The organism is Sphingomonas sp. OTU376 (assembly GCF_038440415.1).
GTDB classification, from domain to species: Bacteria; Pseudomonadota; Alphaproteobacteria; order Sphingomonadales; family Sphingomonadaceae; genus Sphingomonas; species Sphingomonas kyeonggiensis_A.
The window spans coordinates 14,722-26,575 of the sequence record NZ_JASATQ010000045.1 but is presented as its reverse complement, the minus strand read 5'-3'; the positions used below and the strand labels follow the sequence as shown (position 1 = coordinate 26,575).

At 68.9% G+C, this 11,854-nt stretch carries 8 protein-coding genes; 7 read left to right on the top strand and 1 reads right to left on the bottom strand.

Annotation, left to right across the window (positions count from 1 at the left end):
* Positions 1-45 precede the first annotated feature (45 nt).
* The 7 genes from AAHM44_RS17220 to AAHM44_RS17190 all read left to right on the top strand — a co-directional run bounded on the left by AAHM44_RS17220 (position 46) and on the right by AAHM44_RS17190 (position 9,232).
* Positions 46-1,641 (top strand): SulP family inorganic anion transporter, encoded by a 1,596-nt coding sequence (locus tag AAHM44_RS17220; RefSeq protein ID WP_342250752.1) that lies wholly within the window; start codon positions 46-48, stop codon positions 1,639-1,641.
* A gap of 102 nt (positions 1,642-1,743) precedes the next feature.
* Positions 1,744-2,151 (top strand): hypothetical protein, encoded by a 408-nt coding sequence (locus AAHM44_RS17215; protein WP_269576221.1) that lies wholly within the window; start codon positions 1,744-1,746, stop codon positions 2,149-2,151.
* 119 nt (positions 2,152-2,270) lie between these two features.
* Positions 2,271-3,863 carry an ArnT family glycosyltransferase gene (locus AAHM44_RS17210; protein ID WP_342250751.1) on the top strand — a complete coding sequence of 531 codons (1,593 nt, stop codon included), beginning with the start codon at positions 2,271-2,273 and terminating at the stop codon, positions 3,861-3,863.
* Positions 3,864-3,945: 82 nt separating this feature from the next.
* Positions 3,946-4,458 (top strand): RNA polymerase sigma factor, encoded by a 513-nt coding sequence (locus AAHM44_RS17205; RefSeq protein ID WP_269576219.1) that lies wholly within the window; start codon positions 3,946-3,948, stop codon positions 4,456-4,458.
* Between the two features lie 33 nt (positions 4,459-4,491).
* A complete protein-coding gene (locus AAHM44_RS17200; protein WP_342250750.1) occupies positions 4,492-5,445 on the top strand; it encodes a FecR family protein in 954 nt (317 codons plus the stop codon).
* A complete protein-coding gene (locus AAHM44_RS17195; protein WP_342250749.1) occupies positions 5,432-7,816 on the top strand; it encodes a TonB-dependent receptor domain-containing protein in 2,385 nt (794 codons plus the stop codon). The genes AAHM44_RS17200 and AAHM44_RS17195 overlap by 14 nt, the downstream gene beginning before the upstream one ends.
* A gap of 267 nt (positions 7,817-8,083) precedes the next feature.
* The gene (locus tag AAHM44_RS17190) at positions 8,084-9,232 is read left to right on the top strand and encodes a glycosyltransferase family 2 protein (protein WP_342250748.1); all 1,149 of its coding nucleotides are present in this window, start codon (positions 8,084-8,086) and stop codon (positions 9,230-9,232) included.
* Between the two features lie 45 nt (positions 9,233-9,277).
* Here AAHM44_RS17190 and mprF read toward each other — a convergent pair whose 3' ends face one another.
* The gene (gene mprF, locus AAHM44_RS17185) at positions 9,278-11,845 is read right to left on the bottom strand and encodes a bifunctional lysylphosphatidylglycerol flippase/synthetase MprF (protein WP_342250747.1); all 2,568 of its coding nucleotides are present in this window, start codon (positions 11,843-11,845) and stop codon (positions 9,278-9,280) included.
* Positions 11,846-11,854 lie beyond the last annotated feature (9 nt).

Here is an 11,854-nt window from a genome sequence, read left to right as displayed (position 1 = left end):
ATCCATCGCAAGCGGGCGCAGAGGTGGGGCTCCGGGAGGGGCCATTTGAAGATTCGTGCCGATATCGTCGCCGGCCTCGCGGTTGCCGGGCTGATGCTGCCCGAGGCGGTGGCCTATGCCGGGATCGCGGGCATGGCGCCGGGGCATGCGATCCTGGCGGCGCTGGTCGGCACGCTCGTCTATGCGCTGGCCGGGCGGAGCCGGTTCGCGATCGTATCGGCGACGTCCTCCTCCGCGGCGATCCTTGCCGCTTCGCTGGCTGCGGTGCCGGGCGGCGAGGGAATGCGTGCGCTGTTCCTGATGATGGCGGTGGCGCTGGCCGGGCTGCTGTTCCTGCTGGCATGGGCGTTCCGGCTGGGCGGGCTGACCGGATTCATCTCGCATCCGGTGCTCCGCGGCTTCGCCTTCGGACTGGCGATCACGATCAGCGTCAAGCAGCTACCGGTGCTGGTGGGCGTGCACGCGCCGAGCGGGAGCCTGTTCGATACCGGCTTCGCCGTGCTGCGGGCCGTACCGCACTGGCATGTGCCGAGCCTGGCGGTGGGGCTGGCCGCGCTGGCGACGCTGCTGGTGCTGCGGCGCTGGCCCGGCGTACCGGCGGCGCTCATCGTGCTGGTCTCGGGCGTCGCGGCTTCCGGACTGCTCGGGCTCGAGGCACATCGCGTGGTGACTGTAGGGCACATTGCGCTGGTGACGGAGATGGCGGCGATCCCGGTCTACTCACCGGCGATGCTGCTGGAAGCGGCGCAGGTCGCGGTGCCGCTGGCGCTGATCCTGCTCGCAGAGAGCTGGGGGACGATGCGGACGCTGGCGCTGCGCCATGGCGACCTGCTCGATTCCGGGCGCGAGCTGCGCGCGCTGGGCTTGGCCAATCTCGCTTCGGCGCTGGTGCAGGGGATGCCCGTGGGGGCAGGGCTCTCCGCGAGTGCGGCGAACGAGGCATCGGGCGCGCGCTCGCGGCTGGCCGGCGCGGTGGCAGCGCTGGCGTTGGGGGCTCTGGTGCTGTTCGCGATGCCATGGGTAGCGTTGCTGCCCCAGCCGGTGCTGGCGGCGGTGGTGATCGCGGCACTGACCCATTCGCTCGACCCGCGACCGATCCTGCGGCTCTGGGGGCTCAACCGCGACCAGTATATCGCGCTCGCCGCCGCGCTGGGCGTGCTGGTGCTCGGCGTGCTCGACGGCATGCTCTGCGCGATCCTGCTCTCGCTCGCGGCGCTGGTGCAGCGCTTCGGCAATGCCCGCCTGGCGCGACTGGGGCGGCTGGGGGAGAGCCATGACTTCGTCGATGCCTACCGCCACCACGACGCGGTGATGCTCGCCGGAATCGCGATCTGGCGGCCGGCGGCCCCTTTGTTCTTCGCCAATGCCGAGCGGATGTTCGCCGAGATCGCGCGGCGGACCCTGGCCGAGCCGGACCTGCGCGCGGTGGTGATCAGCCTGGAGGAGAGCATCGATATCGACAGCACGGCGCTCGACGCGCTGCTCGAGTTCGATCGGGGGATGGGGGCGAAGGGGCTGCGGGTCCATTATGCGCGGGTGCACGACCGGGTGCGCGACCTGCTGCATGCAGCGGGCGCGCAAGGGGTGGTGGAGCGGAGCGATTACAGCGTCGCCGATGCGGTGCGGCGGCTGGAGCGATGATACCGATTGCGACACAAAATCGCCCGGCGAGCCGATGACCCGGATGCGGATCGTGCTTATATGCTCCGTCATCGGATCATGGGGGCTCGAAAGGACAGTGCCATGAACAGGATTTCGATCAAGCTTCTCGGCGCCGCCTTGCTGGCCGGGCTGGCCATGCCGGCCGCCGCGGCCGGGCAGAAGGACGGCGAGGCCGAGATCGCCAAGGCGGTCGCCGGGCGTACTGCCGGCAAGCCGGTGGATTGCATCAACCTGCGCGACATCCGCTCGTCGAAGATCATCGACGGGACCGCGATCATCTACGAGATGAACAACGGCGTGAAATATGTGAACCGCCCCCGGAGCGGTGCGCAGACGCTCGACTGGACCGACGTGCTCGTCACCGAGACGACGCTGAGCCAGCTCTGCCGGATCGACACGGTGCGGCTGTACGACACCGGCCTGCGCTCGGTTACCGGCTGGGTGGGTCTGGGCGATTTCGTGCCCTACCCGAAGCCGCCGCGCAGCTGAGGAGCTGATCGCCGATCGAACCGGCGCTCCATCGTTCAGGAGTGCCGTTTGGTCGCGATCGCCTTGCGGGATCGGCGCCGTAGCTCCGTCTCGACCTGAACCCAGTTTTCAGGTTGAGTATGCAGCACGTCCCAGCCCGCACCCTGCTCGACGCGCCCCGCCACCGGCCATTGCGGCTGGTCGAGCCCGGGCATCTGCCCTGGACGGCACGGGCGGCAGCGGCGACGCGGGTGTGGGCGAGCAACCCGGCCCTGCTGGCCGCGCTGCTGCTGGTCGTCGCGATCGTCGCGCGGGCTGCGCAGTTCGGCAATCCCGTCGTCCAGGTCGATGACGAATTCTACCTGCTGACCGGCGACCGGATGCTCCATGGGGCGCTGCCCTATGTCGACATTTGGGACCGCAAGCCAATCGGGCTGTTCCTGATCTATGCCGCGATCCGCCTGCTCGGCGGGGAAGGCGTGCTGGCATATCAGCTGGTGGCGACGCTGTTCGCGGTGGCCACGGCCTTCGTCATCGCGCGGATCGCCCGCAACCTGGCCGGGCCGCACGGCGCGGCGGCGGCGGGCGTGGTCTATATCCTCTATCTCGGCATATTCGGCGGCGAGGCCGGCCAGTCGCCGGTCTTCTACAATCTGTTTGTCGCGCTCGCGGCCTGGGCGATGACCGGTATCGTGCGTCGCCCAGGCTTCGACTGGCTGGGCTTCGCCGGCGGGCTGGTCGTGATGCTGCTGATCGGCGTGGCGATGCAGGTGAAATATACCGCGCTGTTCGAAGGCGTGTTCTTCGGGCTCGCGCTGCTGTGGTTCGCCGCGCAGCGCGGGGTCGGGAGAGGCCGGCTGTTCGCGATGGGCGCGGCCTGGATCGCCGCGGCGCTGCTGCCGACGCTGGCTGCCTGGGGCTGGTATGTCGCGATCGGGCACGGCGACGCGTTCGTGCAGGCGAATTTCCTGTCGATCCTCGAGCGCAGCTCGGACGGCACCGGCATCGTGCTCAAGCGGCTGGGCTGGATGGCGCTCTTGCTCGCGCCGCTCGGGATTGCGGCATGGCTGGGGCGCGGCATGGCGCGGCCGGTGAGCGAGGATGTCCGCAAGCTGCTCGACGGCTGGGCGATCGCGGCGATCGGCGGCGTGCTGCTCTTCGGCACCTTTTTCGACCATTATGCGCTGCCGCTGATCGCGCCGCTCTGCGTGCTGGCCGCCGCCTGGTTCGGCGACGGGGCGGCGGGGCTGGTGCTCGCATCGGGGCGGACGCGTTGGCGGATCCCGGCGGGCGTGGCGATGATGGCGCTGATCGCCACGATCTCGCTCAACATCGTCAACGACAATCGCCGTGACCGGGGCTGGGGCCCGCAGGTCGAGCGGATGGCGGACTATATCCGGCCGCAGCTGCGCGATTGCCTGTACGTGTTCGACGGCGAGCCGGCGCTCTACCGGCTGACCGGCAGCTGCCTGCCGACGCGCTGGCCGTTCCCGAGCCATCTGAGCCTCACCCGCGAATCGCGCGCGATAGGCGCCGATCCGCTGGCCGAGGTGAAGCGGATCATGGCGGCGCGGCCCGAATTCGTGGTCGCCAGCACCCGGCCCGACCGCGACCTGAGCCCCGAAGTGCTCGACTATATGACCGCGCTGCTGGCGCGCGACTATGCGCCGGCGCTGGAAGTGCCGGTGGGGAGCCGCAGCCGCATCGTCTATCGGCGGCGGGCGGGTGCCTGAGCTCCTCCTTTCCGCTGCCGCAATTGCGCCATCTCGCAGCCAAGGCTTGGCAAGAGAAGCGCGCAATGCTTTGGCTTCGGGCATGACTGCCACTTCGTCGATCAGCGGCTTGCAGCGCGTGCTCGAGGACGAGCGGCCGCGGCTGCTGCGCTTCCTCGCCGCGCGCGGAGCGGGCGACGATGCCGAGGATGTGCTGCAGGACCTGTGGCACAAGATCTCGGGTGCCGAGGCGCGCCCGGTCTCCGATCCGATCTCCTATCTGTTCCGCGCCGCGGAGAATGTGCTGCGCGATCGCCAGCGCGCCAACCTGAGTCGCGGGCGGCGCCAGCATGAATGGCAGGACCTTGCGGCCAGCGATCACGCGCCGCAGGGCGAGCGCGTGCTGATCGCGCGCGAGCGATTGCGCGAGGCGGAGACGACGCTGCTTGCACTTGGGCCGCGAGTCGATCAGGTTTTCCGCCGCTACCGGCTGGAGGGGCTCGGCCAGGCAGCGATCGCTCGGGAATTGGGGATAAGCTTGAGCTCGGTGGAAAAGGATCTGCAGAAAGCGTACCGCGCCCTCGCCCAGCTGAAGGACCGGTTCGATGCGGAATGATCGCATCGACTCCGTCCTCGGGTTGAGGTGGGCATGAACGGGCAGGTTTCGGAACTTCTTGCAGAGGACGCCCGGGGGTGGGTGATCCGGCTGCAAGACTCGGCTTTCGTCGATTGGGACGCTTTCGCCGATTGGCTGGAGCGCGATCCCGCGCACTTGCAGGCCTATAATCAGGCACTCGACGCCGATGAGGCGATGGCGGGGCTGTTCCAGCTGGCGCCGGCGCCGGTGGTGGTGCCCGAGGCCGAACCGGTGGCGCCGCGTGCGCCACGGCGGCTGTTCCTGATCTCGGGCGGCGCGGTCGCCGCCGCGTTGGCGGTGGTGGTCGGCTGGTCCAGCCTGGGCAGCGGCCCCGGCGGGCATGAATATGCCACGCGCGCCGGCGAGCGCCGCGAAGTCGCGCTGGCCGACGGATCGAGGATGGTGCTGAACGGCGCCACCCGCGTGGCGGTGCTCGACAAGCGCAGCGCCGAACTGATCGAGGGCGAGGCGCTGTTCGAAGTACGGCACGACGCCGCCAACCCGTTCATCGTCAAGACCGGCGGCGTCACGCTGCAGGATGCCGGCACCGTGTTCAATGTGGTGCGCGACGAGACCGGGTTGCGCGTCTCGGTGGCCGAGGGCGCGGTGATCTACCAGCCCCAGGCCGAAGCGGTGCGGCTGAGCCCAGGCGACTCGCTGAGCGTTGCCGGCAGTGGCCGCCCCGAAGTCAGCCGGACCATCGTCACCGATATCGGGGCGTGGCGCGGTGGGCAGCTCGTTTATCGCAATGCGACGCTCGAGCGCGTCGCCGCCGATCTCTCCCGCAACCTGGGCGTCAAGGTGCGGGTGGGGAAGGGAACGGAAGCCATTCCGTTCACGGGCACGATCTCTACCCAGGGCGGTCCGGGAGCCGTGGTCGAGCGCATCGCCGCGCTGACCGGTACCCGTGCGACCCGTGCGGGCAATGGATGGATGCTGGACGCGATCGACGGTGCACCGCACTAAGCTGATCCTCCCGATCGCTTTGCTGGCGGCTTCGCCTGCGCTTGCGCAGGAGAAGCGGCATAGCGTCTCCGTGCCTGCCGGACGGCTCGATGCCGCGGTGTTCACCCTCGGCAAGCAGACCGGCAGCAGCATCGGCCTGCGCGAGCCCGCATTGGGCGGCATCACGGTGCGGCCGATCAAGGGCAAGCACAGTGTCGATGGCGCGCTGGCCGAGATGCTGCGCGGGACCGGGGCGCGGGCGCGCCGGGTTGCGCCGGGCACCTGGCTGATCGAGCGCGCGCCGCCGGTGCGGCATCGTCCGGCACCGCCGCCGCAGCCGCGCGAGCAACCCGATCCGGAGCCTGCCGAGATCCTGGTCACCGGCAGCAAGCGCGACGTGCCGCTCAAGGCCTATCCCGGCGGCGTCCAAATCGTCGAAGGTGAGGACATCCCGGTATCCGAAGGCGGCAAGGGCAGCGATGTGATCGCCAATCGCGTCGCCAGCCTGGCCTCCACGCACCTCGGGCCGGGCCGCAACAAGCTGTTCATCCGCGGCATCGCAGATTCGAGCTTTGTCGGGCCGACCCAGGCGACCGTGGGCCAATATTGGGGCAACAGCCGGATCACCTACAGCGCGCCCGATCCCGACCTGAAGCTGTACGATATCGGCCGGGTCGAAGTGCTCGAAGGGCCGCAGGGCACGCTCTACGGCGCCGGATCACTGGGTGGCGTGGTTCGCGTGATACCGCGCGCGCCCGATTTCTGGGCGACCGGCGGGCAGGTCTGGGGTGGTGGATCGCTCACCGAGCATGGCCAGCCGAGCTGGGACGTGGGCGGCATCGTCAACATGCCGATCAAGGAAGGCGAGCTGGCCTTCCGAGCGCTGGCGTTCAGCTCGCGCGACGGCGGCTATATCGACGATCGCGAGCGCGGACTGGACGACGTCAACAGTGTGCGCACCACCGGCGGCCGCGCGGCCCTGCGCTGGGAAGTCGATGGCTGGACGATCGACCTGGGCGGCGTCGGCCAGAGCATCAAGGGCAATGACGCGCAATATTCCGACGGCAAGGGCGACGGGCTGAGCCGCAGGAGCCCGATCGCTCAGCCCTTCCAGAACGACTTCTGGCTGGCCGAGCTGGTCGCCCGCAAGCGCTGGGGCGATATCGAGTTGAGCACGGCCGGTGCCTATGCCCGGCAATATGTCTCCGAAGTCTTTGCCGGTGCCTCGGTCGACGACGTCAACCAGGGTTTCCCATTGCCCGCGCTGAACTCCCCGCTGATCGGCTATCAGCAAATCAACCGGGTGAGCATGATCACCTCGGAGACGCGGCTGTCACGGCGCGGCCCGCGCGGTACCGGATGGCTGATCGGGGTCAGTTTCCTCGAGAATCGCGGCCGGGTGAACCGCAGCTATGGGTCGATGCGCGCGGCGCTGACCGGCGTGCGCAACACCGTGGACGAGGCGACGCTCTACGGCGAGGGCACGGTGGAGCCGGTACGCGGGGTGACGATCACCGCGGGCGGGCGGCTGACGCGCTCGCACCTGACCGGCAATGCGCAGGACGCGGACCGTTTCTTCGCCTTCCGCGCCGATCCACGTGCGAAGGCGGCGCGCACCGAGACGCGGCTGCTGCCCTCGGCCGCGATCGCCTATCGCCCGTTCGACGGGCTCACTGTGTTCGGCCGCTTCGAGCAGGGCTTCCGCCCCGGCGGCCTGGCGGTACGGCGCGACCTGATCCAGCGTTTCCAGGGCGACCGGCTTTCCACGGTCGAGGCGGGCACGCGCTACACCGCCGATGGGCTGAGCGTATCGACCAGCGCATCGATGACCTGGTGGACCAGCATTCAGGCCGACCTGATCGACGGCTATGGTTTCCCGACCACGTCGAACATCGGCGACGGGCGGGTGCTGTCGCTGGGGATGGCGGTGCGATGGCGGCCGCTGCCGGGGCTGGACCTGGACGGTTCGCTCTATCTGAACGCTTCGAAGGTGACCGACCCTTCCGCGGCGGTGTTCCCGCTCGCCGAGGGACCGTCCGACTTCAACCGGCTGCCCAATGTCGCCGATGCGAGCGGGCGGCTGGGTGCCGCCTATCGCACCGCGCTGGGCGGCGAGGCCGAATTCTCCGCGAGCAGCTATCTGCGCTATGTCGGGCGCTCGACGCTGGGCATCGGCCCGGTACTGGGCAAGCCGCAGGGCGACTATGTCGATACCGGCATGGAGCTGCGACTGGAGCGTGGCCGGCGGGCGATCACCCTGTCGGCGACCAATCTGCTCGATACCCGCGGCAACCGCTTCGCGCTGGGATCACCGCTGCTGATCCGCGACGAGAAGCAGATCACCCCGCTGCGCCCCCGCACCGTGCGGCTTGGGGTTGAGCTGGGGTTCTAGGCTTTACGACGGAGAAACCCTGGGCCCCGGCTTCCACCGGGGAACGGAAAAAAGCCGGTCCCGTAATCTTTGCCTAAATTTTTTTGAAAAGCGTTGCGGGATCGCCACAGGGGCTCCGTCTCAACCATGCCCCCGAGGCAGGAATGCTTAGTCGTCCCCCGGCACCGCATTCGCTGTCTCGAACCCCCGGGAGGGCGCGCCTTTGCGTATCTGTGCCCCGGCGCGCCCCTCCCGGGGCCCAATTCAAGGGCCCAGAAAAGGGATCGCATGAAGCTCTTCCTCGACGGCGAGATTGCGCGTTTCGCGCGCATCGCACCCGGCGCCGATCTCGAACTTGCCGTGGTCATCCCCACCTTCAACGAGCGGGCCAATGTGCCGCTGCTGATCGACAAGCTCGACGCCGCGCTGAAAGGGCGGAGCTGGGAGGCGATCTTCGTCGACGACAACAGTCCGGACGGTACCGCCGATGCGGCACGTGCGCTCGGTCGCAAGGACATGCGGGTGCGGGTGATCCAGCGGATCGGCCGGCGCGGGCTCTCCTCGGCCTGTATCGAGGGCATGTGCGCCACTTCGGCGCCCTTCGTCGCGGTGATCGACGGCGACCTGCAGCATGACGAGACCCTGCTGCCCAAGATGCTCGATGCGCTGGAGCGTGACCAGAATCTCGACGTGGCGATCGGTTCGCGCTTCGTGGATGGCGGCGGTACCGGCGAGTGGGACGAGGATCGCGTGGCCAAATCGGCCTTCGCGACCAGGCTCTCGCGCAAGGTGCTCAAGGCCGATCTCTCGGATCCGATGAGCGGCTTCTTCATGATCCGCGCCGGCGTGGTGCGCGACCTGGTGCCCAGGCTCTCGGCAATCGGCTTCAAGATCCTGCTCGACATCATGACCGCCTCGCCGCGGCCGTTGAAGTTCGTCGAGCTGCCCTATGTGTTCCGCACGCGCGCGCTTGGCGAGTCCAAGCTCGATCATGTCGTGGCGATGGAATATCTGATCGCGCTCTATGACCGGATGTTCGGCAAGGTCGTGCCGGTGCGCTTCGTGATGTTCTCCGGCATCGGTGCGTTGGGTGCGGCGGTGCATTTCGCGGTGCTCTCCGCCTTGTTCTGCGGGCTCGGATGGTCGTTCGTCGGCGCGACGATGTTCGCGGTGCTGGGCGCGATGACCTTCAACTTCTTCCTCAACAACGCGCTGACCTATCGCGAGCAAAGGCTGAAGGGCGCGGCCAGGCTGCTGCGCGGCTGGGCCAGCTTCTGCGTGGTGTGCGGCGCGGGCGCGGCGGCCAATGTCGGCGTCGCGGCGTTCCTCCACAATGTCCAGCATGGCGACTGGCGCCTGTCGGCGCTGGCCGGGATCGGCGTGGCGGCGGTTTGGAACTTCGCGCTGTCGTCGCGTTTCGTGTGGGGGCGGTACTGACCACCCACGTATCCGTTCCCCGGCTTGCGCTGGGGAAGCGGTAGTTTACGCCACCAGCCGCAGCCGCCGCTTCCTCGCCGCGCTGCGCGAGCTGCCGCCGATCAGCGTCTGCAGGTCGATCATCCCGCGCGGCAGACCCAGGCCCGGAGGCGCCGCGATGTAGCGGGCGGTCCAGACCGGCGAGAACTTGTCCTTGTAGGCGCGCAGACCCTCGAAGCCGTAGAATGCGTCGCCGTGCCGGTAGAGCAGCGCCCCGATCCGCGCCCACATCGGGGCGAGGCGGCGGGACTCGATGCCCGACAGCGGCGCCATGCCGAGATTGAACCAGCGATAGCCCTGGTCGCGGCCCCAGATCATCAGCTGGACGAACAGGAAGTCCATCGTGCCGTAGGGCATCTCGTCGAGATGGCGCATCAGGTCGATCGACAGCTCCTCGCGATTTTCGGTCGCCCAGACATTGGCGAAGGCGACGATCCTGCCGTTCTGGCGGACCAGCGCGCAATCGAAGCGGGCGATATAGGCGGGATCGAAGCGGCCGACCGAAAAGGCCTTCTCGCCATGCCCCTTGTCGGCGAGCCAGGCATCGGAGACGGCGCGGAGCTCGGGCATCAGGGCAGGGACCTGCGCCGAGGGCACGATCTCGAAGACCGCCCCTTCGCGGGCGGCGCGGCGATCGGAATGACGGAGCGAGCGCTTTTCCGAACCATCCATCGAGAAGCCTGGGAGCGGCACGCGAGCTTCCTCGCCATATTTCACCAGCTGAAGGCCGAGGTCGATCGCGATCGGCAGCGTGTCGGTCGAGATCTGGTAGAGGAGCAGGCGGCCCTGCGCGGCATCGGCCATCTCGCGGATCTGCCAGAGCAGGTCGCCCCATTCCTCCTTCGGGCCGACGGGGTCGCCCATCACGATCCAGCTCTGGCCCTGTACCTGGTACATCAGCAGCGTCTCGCCGCTTTCGGAGCGCAGGAAGCGCTTGTCGCCGGCATAGGCGAGCAGCGCGTCGGTGCGGTTGGCGTGAACCAGGGCGAGGCGGGGCAGCTCGGTGTCCGGCGCGTGCTCCTCGCGCCTGGGCTGGGCATAGCCGAACCACTGGGTGACGGCGACGCAGGTGAGCGCCACGGCAGTGGCGAAGCTGGCGCGCAGGAAGCGCGAGGCGTCGCCCTTCCAGGCGAATTCCCACCAGAGATTGTCCTGATAGGGCACGTGCTTGAAGGCGAAGAAGCCGATCCAGGTAGCAAGCGCGACGGCGACCGCGACGGACAGGAGCGCGCGGCCGGTGAGTGCGCTGGTGAGCGCTGTCTTGCGGTAGAAGGCGGTGCGCGACAGCTGGAGCAGGCCGGCGATGATCAGCAGGATCACAGCTTCCTCATAATCGACCCCCTTCATCAACGAGAACAGCGCGCCGGCGAGCAGTAGCGTGCGGCAGAGCAGGAAAGCGGCGTCGAGACGGCGATAGAGCGCGGGGGCGATCAGCAGCAGCGCGGTGCCGGCCAGGCTGGCGGCGATGTGCGAGGCCTCGACAAAGGGCAGGGGGACAAAGGCGTGGAGGTCGCGCAGGCGCGCGGGGATGGCGGGGAGCGAGCCCGAGACAAGCAGCACGATGCCGCCGACGAAAACCAGTGCCGCGAGGAAGGTGGGGGCGAGGCCATGCATCGCCAGACCGACCGCGCGGATCGCGGCGAGCGGCTTCTTCAGCTGGCGGCGCTCATGCACCGCGAGCAGCGCGGCGGCGACCAGCAGCGGCAGGACATAGTAGATCAGCCGGTAGAGGATCAACGCGGCGAGGATGCGCGACGGGTCGGCGCCCGGCAGCACCGCGAGCATTACCGCCTCGAACACGCCGACGCCGCCGGGGACATGGGTGACCAGTGCGGCGATGATCGCCAGCGCATAGCCGAGGAAGAAGGCCGGGAAGGCGTGGAGGCCGGCGCCGGGGACGAGGATCAGCAGCGCGGCGCTGGCGAGCGCGAGGTCGACCGCCGAGGTGGCGATCATACCGAGCGCCTGCGTCCGGCTGGGGAACGGGGCGTGCCAGCGCCCGAGGCGCAGGTCGCGGGGCCTGGCGCGCAGCACGGCGAGTACGCCCAGGGTTGTCGCGAGGATCGCGATGCCGATCGCGCGCTGGACGCTGGCGGAGATGGTGACGCCGGCGAGCTCAAGCCCGCCGCCGTGCAGCGCGAGCGCGGCGCCGGCCATGACGACCACGCCCGACCAGAAGGTCAGGCTCGCGGTGGCGATCACCTTGACCACATCGGCGGTGTCGAGCCCGGCGGCATGGTAGACACGATAGCGTGCCGAACCGCCGGTAAGCAGCGCGAAGCCCAGGTTATGGCTCAGCGTGTAGCTGGTGAAGGAGGCGAGCGCGGCAGTGCGATAGGGGAGCGGACGGCCGATGATGCGCAGCGCCAGCACGTCGTACAGCGTCAGCATCAGGTAACTGCCGACGGTCAGCGCCAGCGCGCCGGCGACCTGCCAGGCACCGATCGCGTGGAAGGCGTGGCGCACGTCGCGCCAGCGGACCTCGTGGAGCAGCCCGTGCAGCGCCGCAAAGGCGAGCGCGACGATGCCGATGACGGCGCCGATCTGGAGCGCAGTTTTGTGGGCGGGGCGCATCGCGTCGGC

What these genes read in the sequence shown, in the direction of transcription:
- AAHM44_RS17215 (WP_269576221.1), top strand. Translation starts at nt 1,744, where the DNA reads ATGAACAGGATTTCGATCAAGCTTCTCGGCGCCGCCTTGCTGGCCGGG.
- AAHM44_RS17210 (WP_342250751.1), top strand. Translation starts at nt 2,271, where the DNA reads ATGCAGCACGTCCCAGCCCGCACCCTGCTCGACGCGCCCCGCCACCGG.
- AAHM44_RS17205 (WP_269576219.1), top strand. Translation starts at nt 3,946, where the DNA reads ATGACTGCCACTTCGTCGATCAGCGGCTTGCAGCGCGTGCTCGAGGAC.
- AAHM44_RS17200 (WP_342250750.1), top strand. Translation starts at nt 4,492, where the DNA reads ATGAACGGGCAGGTTTCGGAACTTCTTGCAGAGGACGCCCGGGGGTGG.
- AAHM44_RS17190 (WP_342250748.1), top strand. Translation starts at nt 8,084, where the DNA reads ATGAAGCTCTTCCTCGACGGCGAGATTGCGCGTTTCGCGCGCATCGCA.
- mprF (WP_342250747.1), bottom strand. Translation starts at nt 11,845, where the DNA reads ATGCGCCCCGCCCACAAAACTGCGCTCCAGATCGGCGCCGTCATCGGC.